Genomic DNA, 13,532 nt, shown 5'->3' with positions numbered 1-13,532 from the left:
ACAGTCTTGCTGGTAGGCATAAACGTAAAGTTACCGCCCCTTGAACGAAATTGTCGCAGCGCTGCAAGCCTTGATGACCGGTCAGTCGGTAAGCTTCGCCCAGCCCTGGGCGTGCCTGCGCTCGTTCAACGCCTGATTTCACCGTTCGCCTTGGCACGGGTTGGCTATGGTAGACCCGTGCATGGCGCACGCAGCGACGCTTCAACTACTACAAAGCCCAAGCGGAGTACCACAGATGGCGTTCTTCACCGCAGCCAGCAAAGCCGACTTCCAGCATCAACTGCAAGCGGCCCTGGCGCAGCACATCAGCGAACAGTCCCTGCCACAAGTGGCGCTGTTCGCCGAGCAGTTCTTCGGCATCATCTCACTGGACGAACTCACCCAGCGCAGGCTTTCCGACCTGGCCGGCTGCACCCTCTCGGCCTGGCGCGTCATCGAGCGGTTCGACCCCGCCCAGCCCGTGGTGCGCGTGTACAACCCCGAATACGAACGCAATGGCTGGCAATCGACCCATACCGTGGTCGAGGTGTTGCACGACGACCTGCCGTTCCTGGTGGATTCGGTACGTACCGAGCTCAACCGCCGCGGCTACAGCATTCATACCCTGCAAACCACCGTGCTGAGCGTGCGCCGTGGCGCCAAGGGCGAACTGCTCGAACTGCTGCCAAAAGGCAGCCAGGGCGAAGGCGTTGGCCACGAGTCGCTGATGTACCTGGAGATCGACCGCTGCGCGAACGCCGCCGAGCTGAATGTCCTGGCCCGCGAGATCGAGCAGGTGCTGGCCGAAGTGCGCGTTGCGGTGGCCGACTTCGAGCCGATGAAGGCCAAGTTGCGTGAGGTGGTTGCCCAGGTCGAGCAGACCGCGTTCGGGCCTGCACAGCACGAAAAAGCCGAGGTCACGGCGTTTCTCGAATGGCTGCTGGACAACCACTTCACCTTCCTGGGCTACGAAGAGTTCACCGTCCAGCAAACCGCCGATGGCGGCCAGATGGTGTATGACGAACAGTCGTTCCTGGGCCTGCCCCGGCGCCTGCGGGTGGGCCTCACGGCCGAAGAGCTGCGCATTGAAGACTACGCGGTAGCCTACCTGAACGAGCCGTTGCTGTTGTCGTTCGCCAAGGCTGCCCTGCCTAGCCGTGTGCACCGCCCGGCGTACCCGGACTATGTGTCCATCCGCCAGCTGGACGCCGACGGCCGGGTGCTCAAGGAACACCGCTTCATGGGCCTGTACACCTCGTCGGTATATGGCGAGAGCGTACATGCCATCCCCTACATCCGCGGCAAGGTTGCCGAAGTGGAGCGCCGTTCCGGTTTCGACGCCAAGGCGCACCTGGGCAAGGAACTGGCCCAGGTACTGGAAGTGCTGCCCCGTGACGACCTGTTCCAGACCCCGATCGATGAGCTGTTCAGCACGGTCATGGCCATCGTGCAGATCCAGGAGCGCAACAAGATCCGCGTGTTCCTGCGCAAGGACCCTTACGGGCGCTTCTGTTACTGCCTGGCCTACGTCCCCCGCGAGGTGTACTCCACCGAAGTGCGGCAGAAGATCCAGCAGGTGCTGATGGAGCGCTTGAAGGCCAGCGACTGCGAGTTCTGGACGTTCTTCTCCGAGTCGGTACTGGCCCGTGTGCAGCTGATCCTGCGGGTGGACCCGAAAAACCGCATCGACATCGACCCGCAGCAGCTTGAGCGCGAAGTGGTGCAGGCCTGCCGTTCGTGGCAGGACGACTTCTCTGCGCTGGTGGTGGAAAACTTCGGCGAGGCCCAGGGCACCAACATCCTTGCCGATTTCCCCAAAGGGTTCCCGGCGGGTTACCGTGAACGCTTCGCCGCGCATTCGGCAGTGGTCGACCTGCAGCACGTGCTGGCCTTGTCTGAAAGCAAGCCGCTGGCCATGAGCTTCTACCAGCCGCTGACCCGGGTGGGCGAGCGCACCTTGCACTGCAAGCTGTACCACGCGGACACCCCGCTGGCGCTGTCCGACGTGCTGCCGATCCTGGAGAACCTCGGCCTGCGCGTGCTGGGTGAATTCCCGTACCGCCTGCGCCATGCCAATGGCCGCGAGTACTGGATCCACGACTTTGCCTTCACCTACAGCGAAGGCCTGAGCCTGGATATCCAGCAGCTCAACGATACTTTCCAGGATGCCTTTATCCACATCGTTGGCGGCGATGCCGAGAACGACGCCTTCAACCGCCTGGTGCTGACTGCCGGCCTGCCATGGCGTGACGTGGCATTGCTGCGTGCCTACGCCCGTTACATGAAGCAGATTCGCCTGGGCTTCGACCTGGGCTACATCGCCAGCACGCTGAATAACCACACCGATATCGCGCGGGAGCTCACCCGGCTGTTCAAGACGCGCTTCTACCTGGCGCGCAAGCTCACCCTGGACGACCTGGATGACAAGCAGCAGCGCCTCGAGCAGGCCATCCTGAGCGCACTGGATGACGTGCAGGTGCTCAACGAAGACCGCATCCTGCGGCGCTACCTGGACCTGATCAAGGCCACCTTGCGCACCAACTTCTACCAGACCGACGCCAACGGCCAGAACAAGGCCTACTTCAGCTTCAAGTTCAACCCGAGGCTGGTGCCCGAGTTGCCCAAACCGGTGCCCAAGTTCGAGATTTTCGTCTATTCCCCCCGTGTTGAAGGCGTGCACCTGCGCTTCGGCAACGTGGCCCGCGGTGGCCTGCGCTGGTCGGACCGTGAAGAAGACTACCGCACCGAAGTGCTGGGCCTGGTGAAGGCGCAGCAGGTGAAGAACTCGGTCATCGTGCCGGTGGGTGCCAAAGGCGGCTTCCTGCCCCGGCGCCTGCCGTTGGGTGGCAGCCGTGACGAAATCGCCGCCGAAGGCGTGGCGTGCTACCGCATCTTTATCTCCGGCCTGCTGGACATCACCGACAACCTCAAGGACGGTGGCGTGGTGCCGCCTGCCAACGTGGTGCGGCACGACGACGATGACCCCTACCTGGTGGTGGCGGCCGACAAGGGCACGGCCACCTTCTCGGACATCGCCAACGGCATTGCCATCGACTACGGCTTCTGGCTCGGCGACGCCTTTGCGTCGGGCGGCTCGGCCGGCTACGACCACAAGAAAATGGGTATTACCGCCCGGGGTGCCTGGGTGGGTGTGCAGCGCCACTTCCGTGAGCGCGGCATTGATGTGCAGAAAGACCCGGTTACTGTCATCGGCGTGGGCGACATGGCCGGCGACGTGTTCGGCAACGGTTTGCTGATGTCTGACAAGCTGCAACTGGTGGCCGCGTTCAACCACCTGCATATCTTCATCGACCCCAACCCGGAGCCGGCCTCCAGCTTTGTCGAGCGCAAGCGCCTGTTCGAGCTGCCGCGCTCGGCCTGGACCGACTACGACACCAGCATCATGTCCGAAGGCGGCGGCATCTTCCCCCGCAGTGCCAAGAGCATTGCCATCAGCCCGCAGATGAAGGAGCGTTTCGCCATCGAAGCCGACCGGCTGACCCCCACCGAGCTGCTGAACGCCCTGCTCAAGGCGCCAGTGGACCTGCTGTGGAACGGCGGTATCGGCACCTACGTCAAGGCCAGCAGTGAAAGCCATGCCGACGTTGGCGACAAAGCCAACGATGCACTGCGGGTCAACGGTAACGAGCTGCGCTGCAAGGTGGTGGGCGAGGGCGGCAACCTGGGCATGACCCAGCTTGGCCGGGTGGAATTCGGCCTGCACGGCGGTGCTACCAATACCGACTTCATCGACAACGCCGGCGGCGTGGACTGCTCCGACCACGAGGTCAACATCAAGATCCTGCTCAACGAAGTGGTGCAGGGTGGCGACATGACCGAGAAGCAGCGCAACCAGCTGCTGGGCAGCATGACTGACGAAGTCGGCGCCCTGGTGCTGGGCAACAACTACAAGCAGACCCAGGCGCTGTCTCTGGCGGCCCGCCGGGTGCGCGAGCGCATTGCCGAATACAAGCGCCTGATGGCAGACCTGGAAGCTCGGGGCAAGCTGGACCGCGCCATCGAGTTCCTGCCGTCCGAAGAGCAACTGGCCGAACGGCTGGCTGCGGGGCAGGGCCTGACCCGTGCGGAATTGTCGGTGCTGATCTCCTACAGCAAGATCGACCTCAAGGAGCAGCTACTCAAGTCCCAGGTGCCGGATGACGACTACCTGACCCGCGACATGGAAACCGCCTTCCCGCCGTCGCTGGTCAGCAAGTTCGCCGAGGCCATGCGCCGTCACCGTCTGAAGCGCGAAATCGTCAGCACCCAGATCGCCAATGACCTGGTCAACAACATGGGCATCACCTTCGTGCAGCGCTTGAAGGAGTCCACTGGCATGAGCCCGGCGAACGTCGCGGGTGCCTATGTGATCGTGCGTGACATCTTCCACCTGCCGCACTGGTTCCGCCAGATCGAGGCGCTGGACTACCAGGTGCCTGCCGAGGTCCAGCTGACCCTGATGGACGAGCTGATGCGCCTGGGTCGCCGTGCTACCCGCTGGTTCCTGCGCAGCCGCCGCAACGAGCAGGACGCCGGGCGCGATTGCGCGCACTTCGGGCCGAAGATCGCGCAATTAGGGCTGAAGCTGGACGAACTGCTGGAGGGTCCGACCCGGGAACGCTGGATGGTTCGCTACCAGAGCTTTGTCGATGCCGGCGTGCCTGAGCTGCTGGCGCGCATGGTCGCCGGTACCAGCCACCTCTACACGCTGCTGCCGATCATCGAAGCGGCTGATGTCACCGGCCATGAGCCGGCGCAGGTGGCCAAGGCGTTCTTCGCCGTGGGCAGCGCCCTGGACCTGACCTGGTATCTGCAGGAAATCAGCAACCTGCCGGTGGAGAACAACTGGCAGGCGCTGGCGCGTGAGGCGTTCCGTGACGACATCGACCTGCAGCAGCGGGCGATCACCATTTCTGTGCTGCAGATGGTCGATGCACCGCAGGACATGGACGCCCGGGTGGCGTTGTGGGCCGAGCAGCACCGGGTGATGGTGGAGCGCTGGCGTGCCATGCTGGACGACCTGCGCAGTGCCACAGGGCACGACTATGCGATGTACGCGGTGGCCAACCGCGAACTGGTCGACCTGGCCATGAGCGGGCAGGCGACCGTGTTGCCGTCCTGATGGTGAAGCTGCACTGAAAAAGCCCCGGCAGTGATGCCGGGGCTTTTTCGTTCGCCGTCACGGTTGCAGCGCCTGTGAGGCCGAGCGCCGCTAACGCGGCGCATCGCGAGCTGCGCTCGCTCCTACGTCTGTTTCGGGCCAGTCACGCCTGTGACAGTCGCGCGCGACCACCAGGTGGGTGCGACACGATACCCCGTCCTGCGCTAAGGGGTACGCGCGCAAATGCCCCAGGAATAATTGGCCCGAAACAAACGTAGGAGCGAGCGCAGCTCGCGATGCGCCGCGCGGGCGGCGCTCGATCTTATAGGCGCAGCCCCTGTTGCGGCGAACACCAGCTGGCCCTCAGACAATCTCGCCGTGGACCTACATCGAAGCATGTGAATGCAAAACGGTTCGCCCAGGCTTACTTGAACCTGCGTTCCACGCCTTTCTCCACCAGAATCTTCGCCGAAATCTCTTCAACCGAAAAATGCGTGGAATTGATGTTCGGGATGTTCTCCCGGCGGAACAGGCTCTCGACCTCCCGCACCTCGAACTCGCACTGGGCAAAGCTTGAGTAACGGCTGTTGGGCTTGCGCTCGTGGCGTATGGCGGTGAGGCGGTCGGGGTCAATAGTCAGGCCGAACAGCTTGTTATGGTGCTTTTTCAGCACCGGTGGCAGCTGCAGGCGCTCCATGTCGTCTTCGGTGAGCGGGTAGTTGGCTGCACGAATGCCGAACTGCATGGCCATGTACAGGCAGGTGGGCGTTTTGCCGCAGCGCGACACGCCCACCAGGATCAGGTCGGCCTTGTCGTAATAGTGGGTACGTGCGCCATCGTCGTTGTCCAGGGCGAAGTTGACCGCCTCGATGCGCTCCATGTAGTTGGAATTGCCGCCGATCGAGTGGGATTTGCCCACCGAATAGGACGAGTGGGCGGTCAGCTCCTGCTCCAGCGGCGACAGGAACGATGAAAAGATATCGATCATGAAACCGTTGGAGGTGGCCAGGATCTCGCGAATGTCCTGGTTGACGATGGTGTCGAAGATGATGGGGCGAACGCCGTCACGTTCGGCAGCGGTATTGATCTGCTGCACCATGCTGCGGGCTTTTTCAGGCGAGTCTATGTACGGACGGGTGAATTTGTTGAACGGTATGCTCTCGAATTGCGCGAGCAGACTCTGGCCCAGGGTTTCGGCAGTGATGCCGGTGCCGTCGGAGATGAAGAACGCGGTTCGTTTCATTTGCGATCTGGGCCTTAAGATGATGACGTTTCTTGGATATGATAAGTTCGCTTTGCCGAATGCGGCTGTTGGCATTCTCACTTATTTTCCAGGTACAGGCCACAAGCGTCCGGCCCAGTCAACGATGGCAGGCGGCGCCCTTGAGCTTTTCCAATACAGTTAGTGGAGAGATCACCTTGGTAGAGTACGTAGTTTCCCTCGAAAAGCTCGGCGTCCATGATGTGGAGCATGTGGGGGGCAAGAACGCATCCCTGGGCGAGATGATCAGCAATCTTGCCGGTGCCGGCGTGTCCGTGCCGGGCGGCTTTGCCACTACGGCTCAGGCGTACCGTGACTTTCTCGAGCAGAGCGGCCTGAACGACCAGATCCACGCTGCGCTGGACGCCCTGGACGTAGACGATGTCAATGCCCTGGCCAAGACCGGTGCGCAGATCCGCCAGTGGGTGATGGATGCGCAATTTCCGGCCCGCCTGGATGCCGAGATCCGCACCGCCTTCGCCGAAATGTCCAAGGGCAACGACAACATGGCGGTGGCCGTGCGCTCGTCGGCCACTGCCGAAGACCTGCCAGACGCCTCGTTTGCTGGCCAGCAGGAAACCTTCCTCAACATCCGCGGTGTCGACAACGTCATCCGTGCGGCCAAGGAAGTGTTCGCCTCGCTGTTCAACGACCGCGCCATCGCCTACCGCGTGCACCAGGGCTTCGACCACAAGCTGGTAGCCCTGTCGGCCGGCGTGCAGCGCATGGTGCGCTCGGAAACCGGTACCGCCGGCGTGATGTTCACCCTCGACACCGAGTCCGGCTTCCGTGACGTGGTGTTCATTACCGGCGCCTACGGCCTGGGCGAAACCGTGGTGCAGGGTGCGGTGAACCCTGACGAATTCTACGTGCACAAGAACACCCTGCAGGCCGGCCGCCCGGCCATCCTGCGTCGCAACCTGGGCAGCAAGGCCATCAAGATGATCTACGGCGACGAGGCCAAGGCCGGTCGTTCGGTGAAAACCGTCGACGTGGACCGGGCCGAGCGTGCGCGCTTCTGCCTGAGCGATGCCGAGGTAAACGAGCTGGCCAAGCAGGCCATGATCATCGAACAGCACTACCAGCGCCCGATGGACATCGAATGGGCCAAGGACGGTGATGACGGCCAGCTGTATATCGTTCAGGCGCGCCCTGAAACGGTCAAGAGCCGTTCCAGCGCCAACGTGATGGAGCGCTACCTGCTGAAAGAGAAAGGCACCGTACTGGTCGAAGGCCGTGCCATTGGCCAGCGCATTGGTGCAGGCAAGGTTCGCGTCATCAATGACGTGTCCGAAATGGACAAGGTACAGCCGGGTGATGTGCTGGTTTCCGACATGACCGACCCGGACTGGGAGCCGGTGATGAAGCGCGCCAGTGCCATCGTCACCAACCGTGGCGGGCGTACCTGCCACGCCGCGATCATTGCCCGTGAGCTGGGTATTCCGGCGGTGGTCGGGTGCGGCAATGCCACGCAGATCCTCAAGGACGGCCAGGGTGTGACGGTTTCCTGCGCTGAGGGCGACACCGGTTTCATCTTCGAGGGCGAGCTGGGCTTCGATATCAAGCAGAACTCGGTCGATGCCATGCCCGAGCTGCCATTCAAGATCATGATGAACGTCGGCAACCCCGATCGTGCTTTCGACTTCGCCCAGTTGCCAAACGCCGGTGTGGGTCTGGCACGTCTGGAGTTCATCATCAACCGCATGATCGGCGTGCACCCCAAGGCCTTGCTGAACTACGCCGGGTTGCCGCCCGAGCTCAAAGACAGCGTCGACAAACGCATCGCCGGCTACGATGACCCGGTCGGCTTCTACGTCGAGAAGCTGGTTGAAGGCATCAGCACCCTGGCAGCGGCGTTCTACCCGAAAAAGGTCATCGTGCGCCTGTCGGACTTCAAGTCCAACGAGTACGCCAACCTGATCGGTGGCAAGCTGTACGAGCCGGAAGAAGAGAACCCGATGCTGGGCTTCCGCGGTGCCTCGCGCTACATCAGCGAAGCCTTCCGTGACTGCTTCGAGCTCGAGTGCCGTGCGCTCAAGCGGGTGCGCAACGAGATGGGCCTGACCAACGTCGAGATCATGGTGCCGTTCGTGCGCACCCTTGGTGAAGCGAGCCAGGTGGTCGACCTGCTGGCCGAGAATGGCCTGGCCCGTGGCGATAACGGCCTGCGCGTGATCATGATGTGCGAGCTGCCGTCCAACGCCATTCTGGCCGACGAGTTCCTCGAGTATTTCGACGGCTTCTCGATCGGTTCCAACGACCTGACCCAGCTGACCTTGGGCCTGGACCGCGACTCGGGCATCATTGCCCACCTGTTCGATGAGCGTAACCCCGCGGTGAAAAAGCTGCTGGCCAATGCCATTGCTGCGTGCAACAAGGCCGGCAAGTACATCGGCATCTGTGGTCAGGGCCCATCGGACCACCCGGACCTGGCCAAATGGCTGATGGAGCAGGGCATCGACAGCGTGTCGCTGAACCCGGACTCGGTGCTCGAAACCTGGTTCTACCTGGCCGAAGGCCAGGGCGCAGCCTGATCCAACGAAACGCGGGGCAGCGTCTGGCGTAGCCCCGCCTGGTATTTCCAGGGCGAGTTCCAGCAATGGATCCCGCCCTTTTTTGTGCACCAAGCCATCTGACCTTATGCAAAGCAGCAGCACTCTTTTTCCCGTGGCCTTGCTCAGTGCCGAGCGCCGCGGTGATCTCAGCGAAGACGTCTACCGAATCAAAGCCGGCAATGGCCCCGACCCCACCGTAGAATTGGCGGTAACGCGCCTGGGGCTGGCGGACCAGCGCGTGGTCCAGGGCATCCCGATCATTCTGCTGCACGGCAGCTTCTCCAATCGGCGCTTCTGGTACTCGCCCAAAGGCCTCGGCCTGGGCGCCTACCTGGCGCGCGCCGGCTTCGACGTGTGGATCCCGGAAATGCGAGGGCATGGCCTGTCACCGCGCAACCGTGACTGGTCACATAACTGCGTCGCCGCCTATGCCCGCGATGACTTGCCGGCCATTGCCGCATTCGTGCGCGAGCAGGCAGGGCAGGTGCCCTACTGGGTAGGCCACTCCCTGGGTGGGACCACGCTGGCAGCGGCACTGGGTGGCGGGTTCTTGAGTGAGGGGCAGGTGGCTGGGGTGGCACTGTTCGGCACCCAGGTCAGCCGCCGCTACTGGCCATTGAAACTCCCGCCTGTGGTGTGGGGTGCAAAAATGCTGCTCAGGCGCTGGGGGCAGTTATCCGGCCCGCGTTTCAAGCGCGGGCCGGAGGACGAACCCATCGGCCTGGCGTTCGAAAGCCTGCGCTGGCATGGCCTGTTCGGCCGCTTTGGCGACAAGCACCAGGATTGGTGGGCCGGGCTTGCCCAGGTGAAGGTGCCGCTGCTGGCCGTTGCCGGTGCGGCCGACGCGCAAGACCCCGTGTGGGCCTGCCGCCAGCTGTTCGCGCAATGGGGCGATGCCCGCAAGCAGTTCATTTGCCTGGGGCCTGAAGAGGGGTTCGAAGCCTTCGGGCATGTCGACATGCTAGTGAGCAAGGCGGCGCAGGCACAGGTATGGCCGCTGGTGGCGCGCTGGCTGCGTGAATCGCCTGCGGCGGTGCAGCGCGCTTGCGACGTATCGCAGCCCTTGACCGCCAGCTGACCGGTGCTCGGTAGTGTTTGCGGCGTCACCGCAGGCAACACATGACTGTGCGGTCCGGGATGACTGCGGCGGCCTCGGCGGTGTAGCCTTGGCCGATACCCGTTTTCGTTGTGACTGACAGGAGCTTCCCATGCAGCATTACGTAACGCCTGACCTGTGTGACGCCTACCCCGACCTGGTGCAGGTGCTGGAACCGATGTTCAGCAATTTTGGCGGCCGTGATTCCTTCGGTGGCCAGATCGTCACCATCAAGTGCTTCGAGGACAACTCACTGGTCCGGGAGCAAGTGGACCTCGATGGCAAGGGCAAGGTGCTGGTGGTGGACGGCGGCGGCTCGCTGCGCCGCGCACTGCTGGGTGACATGCTCGCGGAAAAGGCTGCAAAGAACGGTTGGGAGGGCCTGGTCATCTACGGCTGCGTGCGCGATGTCGACGTGCTGATCCAGACCGACGTCGGCGTGCAGGCGCTGGCCAGCCACCCGATGAAAACCGACAAGCGAGGCATCGGCGACCTGAACGTGGCCGTCACATTCGCAGGCGTCACGTTCCGCCCGGGTGAGTATGTCTATGCCGACAACAATGGCGTGCTGGTTTCGCCTGGCCCGCTGCAGATGCCGGAATGACGCGCCACGCGCGCTGATGGAGCTTTGATGTTCGAGGAAGACAACGCGCAGTGGGGGCTCGTGCACGCCCTGGTGCTCGATGGTAAAGGTGGCGCACATACGATTGCCCGTACCGAACTGAATGCGCTGCAGCTGCAGCCGGAGCAGAGCCTGTGGCTGCACTGGGACCGCAGCCACCCCCAGACCCGCTCCTGGCTGATGCGCGAGAGTGGCCTGAGCGAGTTCGCCTGCGAGCTGCTGCTTGAAGAAAACACCCGGCCGCGCCTGCTGCCGATGGCGGACGAGCAGCTGTTGCTGTTCTTGCGAGGGGTAAACCTGAACCCCGGTGCCGAACCGGAAGACATGGTATCGGTGCGCATCTTCGCCCAGGCCCAGCGGGTGATATCCCTGCGGCTGCGGCCGCTTCGCGCCAGCGACGAAATCTTGCAACTGCTGGAACAGGGGAGGGGGCCGAAGTCGGCCTCCGAACTGCTGTTGCTCATGGGTGAGTTGCTGACTGAAAAGGTCCAGGGGCTGGTCAGCGACCTGGCCGAACTGGTAGACGTGGAAGAAGAAAAGGTGGAGTCCGACGAGCGGCATACACCTGAGCAAGGCAGTTTGCAGCAGATCCGTCGGCGTGCGGCTGGCCTGCGACGCTTCCTGGCGCCCCAGCGGGATATCTATGCGCACCTGTCCCGCAGTAAGTGGGCGTGGTTCGCCGATGCCGACGCCGACTACTGGAACGAGCTCAACAACAGCCTCATTCGCTACCTGGAGGAGCTGGAGCTGACCCGCGAGCGGGCAGCGCTGGTGCTGGAAAGCGAGGACCGGCGGCGCAGCGAGCGGATGAACCGCACCATGTACCGCTTTGGCATCATTACCTGCATCTTCCTGCCCATGAGCTTCATTACTGGGCTGTTGGGTATCAACGTGGGTGGCATTCCTGGTGCTCAGAACCCTTATGGCTTCCTGTTCGCGTGCCTTGTCGTGCTTGGGCTTGCGGTCGGGCAATGGTGGCTGTTCAGGCGGCTGCAATGGGTGTGACAGATGCGTCTGGGGCCGTGCTGGCGACGCCGGTTGTGACCCACTGGCCGGCGGCCTCGTCTCTTGCTGATACTGCGCGAGGTGCCCATGCACGATCCGTTTGAACAATCCCTGCGTGACCTGCTCAAGGCGTCACCCTCCGGCAACGATCGCCATGACAGCGACGACGCTGCCTGCCTGGGTCGTGTGCTGAAAACCGCCAACCGTCAGGTGGGTGCCGGTGACCTGTTCAGCCTGCTTGGCCGCTGGAGCCAGGCGCTGCTCATCGCCGTCAACAATGGCTCGGCGCATGTGGCGCCGGTGCGCAGACATTCTTCCCGCAACGCTGCCAACGGCAGCAAAGCAGATAAGGCCGATTGAATATGGAACTCGATCTCTGGACCCAGAGCCTGGTCACCGCGATGACTGCCCTTTGGACCAAAGTGGCGAACTTCATCCCTAACCTGTTTGGCGCACTGGTCGTGGTATTGCTCGGCTTTGTCGTGGCCAAGCTGCTCGACACGCTGCTTTCCAAGCTGTTGGCCAAATTTGGCCTGGACCGCCTGATGGGCGGAACCGGCTTGACCAAGATGCTGGGCCGGGTGGGCATTCAGGTGCCCATCTCCACCCTGATCGGCAAGATCGTCTACTGGTTCGTGCTGCTGGTATTCCTGGTGTCGGCCGCCGAGTCCCTGGGCCTGGAGCGTGTGTCGGCAACACTCGACATGCTCGCCCTGTACCTGCCCAAGGTGTTCGGCGCAGCCCTGGTGCTGCTCGCCGGGGTGCTGCTGGCCCAGGTGGCCAACGGGCTGGTGCGTGGCGCTGCCGAAGGCATCGGCCTCGAATACTCCGCAGGCCTGGGACGCATTACCCAGGGCCTGGTGATCATCATCAGCATTTCCGTCGCGATCAGCCAGCTGGAGGTCAAGACCGATCTGCTCAACCACGTGATCGTTATTGGCCTGATTACCGTTGGTCTGGCCGTGGCGCTCGCCATGGGCCTGGGCAGCCGCGAGATTGCCGGGCAAATCATCGCCGGCATCTATGTGCGCGAGCTGTTCCAGGTAGGCCAGCACGTGCGGATTGGCGAGGTCGAAGGGCACATCGAGGAAATCGGCACGGTCAAGACAACCTTGCTCACTGATGAAGGCGAGCTGGTGTCACTGTCCAACCGTGCGTTGCTGGAGCAGCGGGTCAATAGCCGCTGAGCGCCCAAAGCTGTTAATGTATGCCGCCGCGAAAACAGACCTGATGGGGTTTCGCGGCGACATTGACCTGACTGTCGGCCAGATCCGTTTTGAATAAAGTGCCTTCGCCGCCCATGCGTTATGAACCCCGCGAGCTCACAGACGAAGAGTTGGTGGCGCGATCGCATGAGGAGCTGTACCACGTTACGCGCGCCTATGAGGAGCTCATGCGGCGCTACCAGCGAACCCTGTTCAACGTGTGTGCACGTTATTTGGGGAACGACCGTGACGCCGACGATGTCTGTCAGGAAGTGATGCTGAAGGTGCTGTACGGCCTGAAGAATTTCGAAGGGAAATCCAAGTTCAAGACCTGGTTGTATAGCATCACCTACAACGAGTGCATCACGCAGTACCGCAAGGAGCGTCGCAAGCGTCGACTGATGGATGCGTTGAGTCTCGACCCTGTTGAAGAGGCGTCCGAGGACAAGGCGCCGAAAGCCGAAGAAAAAGGGGGCCTGGATAAGTGGCTGGTTCATGTGAACCCGATTGACCGTGAAATCCTGGTGCTGCGCTTTGTCGCAGAACTGGAGTTCCAGGAAATCGCCGATATCATGCACATGGGCTTGAGCGCAACCAAAATGCGTTACAAGCGTGCGCTCGACAAGCTTCGAGAGAAATTTGCCGGTCTCGATGAAACTTAGTGGCCAGCAAATATCTCTAACCAACCGGCGAGTTCTGCTAGACTTG

The 13,532-nt window shown here is 62.4% G+C and carries 9 protein-coding genes; 8 read left to right on the top strand and 1 reads right to left on the bottom strand.

Translation table 11 applies throughout. The features are described 5' to 3' along the window. The first annotated feature begins 235 nt into the window (after positions 1 to 235). Positions 236 to 5,101, top strand: coding sequence for an NAD-glutamate dehydrogenase (locus IAE38_RS08615; protein ID WP_201217048.1), 4,866 nt, complete (start codon positions 236 to 238; stop codon positions 5,099 to 5,101). A 403-nt stretch (positions 5,102 to 5,504) separates the two neighbouring features. Here IAE38_RS08615 and ppsR read toward each other — a convergent pair whose 3' ends face one another. Beyond that, on the bottom strand, positions 5,505 to 6,323 hold the full coding sequence (ppsR, locus tag IAE38_RS08610) for a posphoenolpyruvate synthetase regulatory kinase/phosphorylase PpsR (RefSeq protein WP_028632418.1): 819 nt from the start codon (positions 6,321 to 6,323) through the stop codon (positions 5,505 to 5,507). Between the two features lie 176 nt (positions 6,324 to 6,499). On the opposite strand from ppsR, the gene ppsA reads away from it, so the two are divergent. The 7 genes from ppsA to sigX all read left to right on the top strand — a co-directional run bounded on the left by ppsA (position 6,500) and on the right by sigX (position 13,486). Next, positions 6,500 to 8,875, top strand: a complete 2,376-nt coding sequence (ppsA, locus tag IAE38_RS08605) for a phosphoenolpyruvate synthase (protein WP_201162716.1) — start codon at positions 6,500 to 6,502, stop codon at positions 8,873 to 8,875. A gap of 106 nt (positions 8,876 to 8,981) precedes the next feature. After that, a complete protein-coding gene (locus tag IAE38_RS08600) occupies positions 8,982 to 9,974 on the top strand; it encodes an alpha/beta fold hydrolase (protein WP_201217045.1) in 993 nt (330 codons plus the stop codon). Between the two features lie 130 nt (positions 9,975 to 10,104). Continuing rightward, on the top strand, positions 10,105 to 10,596 hold the full coding sequence (gene rraA / locus IAE38_RS08595) for a ribonuclease E activity regulator RraA (protein ID WP_201162720.1): 492 nt from the start codon (positions 10,105 to 10,107) through the stop codon (positions 10,594 to 10,596). A gap of 27 nt (positions 10,597 to 10,623) precedes the next feature. After that, positions 10,624 to 11,619, top strand: a complete 996-nt coding sequence (locus IAE38_RS08590; protein ID WP_201217042.1) for a zinc transporter ZntB — start codon at positions 10,624 to 10,626, stop codon at positions 11,617 to 11,619. 87 nt (positions 11,620 to 11,706) lie between these two features. Beyond that, the gene (locus IAE38_RS08585) at positions 11,707 to 11,979 is read left to right on the top strand and encodes a hypothetical protein (protein WP_028632423.1); all 273 of its coding nucleotides are present in this window, start codon (positions 11,707 to 11,709) and stop codon (positions 11,977 to 11,979) included. 2 nt (positions 11,980 to 11,981) lie between these two features. Next, positions 11,982 to 12,806, top strand: a complete 825-nt coding sequence (locus tag IAE38_RS08580) for a mechanosensitive ion channel family protein (protein WP_201162724.1) — start codon at positions 11,982 to 11,984, stop codon at positions 12,804 to 12,806. Between the two features lie 113 nt (positions 12,807 to 12,919). Then, positions 12,920 to 13,486 (top strand): RNA polymerase sigma factor SigX, encoded by a 567-nt coding sequence (gene sigX / locus IAE38_RS08575; protein ID WP_033727927.1) that lies wholly within the window; start codon positions 12,920 to 12,922, stop codon positions 13,484 to 13,486. Positions 13,487 to 13,532 lie beyond the last annotated feature (46 nt).

The organism is Pseudomonas sp. S32, assembly GCF_016648095.1.
Lineage (GTDB): Bacteria > Pseudomonadota > Gammaproteobacteria > Pseudomonadales > Pseudomonadaceae > Aquipseudomonas > Aquipseudomonas parafulva.
Note: the sequence above shows the minus strand (reverse complement) of the source record. Positions and strands in the feature narration are given on the sequence as shown.

Bases quoted from the DNA above. Each gene is read 5' to 3' on its own strand.
- IAE38_RS08615 (WP_201217048.1), top strand. From the start codon at position 236: ATGGCGTTCTTCACCGCAGCCAGCAAAGCCGACTTCCAGCATCAACTG.
- ppsR (WP_028632418.1), bottom strand. From the start codon at position 6,323: ATGAAACGAACCGCGTTCTTCATCTCCGACGGCACCGGCATCACTGCC.
- IAE38_RS08600 (WP_201217045.1), top strand. From the start codon at position 8,982: ATGCAAAGCAGCAGCACTCTTTTTCCCGTGGCCTTGCTCAGTGCCGAG.
- rraA (WP_201162720.1), top strand. From the start codon at position 10,105: ATGCAGCATTACGTAACGCCTGACCTGTGTGACGCCTACCCCGACCTG.
- IAE38_RS08590 (WP_201217042.1), top strand. From the start codon at position 10,624: ATGTTCGAGGAAGACAACGCGCAGTGGGGGCTCGTGCACGCCCTGGTG.
- IAE38_RS08585 (WP_028632423.1), top strand. From the start codon at position 11,707: ATGCACGATCCGTTTGAACAATCCCTGCGTGACCTGCTCAAGGCGTCA.
- IAE38_RS08580 (WP_201162724.1), top strand. From the start codon at position 11,982: ATGGAACTCGATCTCTGGACCCAGAGCCTGGTCACCGCGATGACTGCC.
- sigX (WP_033727927.1), top strand. From the start codon at position 12,920: ATGCGTTATGAACCCCGCGAGCTCACAGACGAAGAGTTGGTGGCGCGA.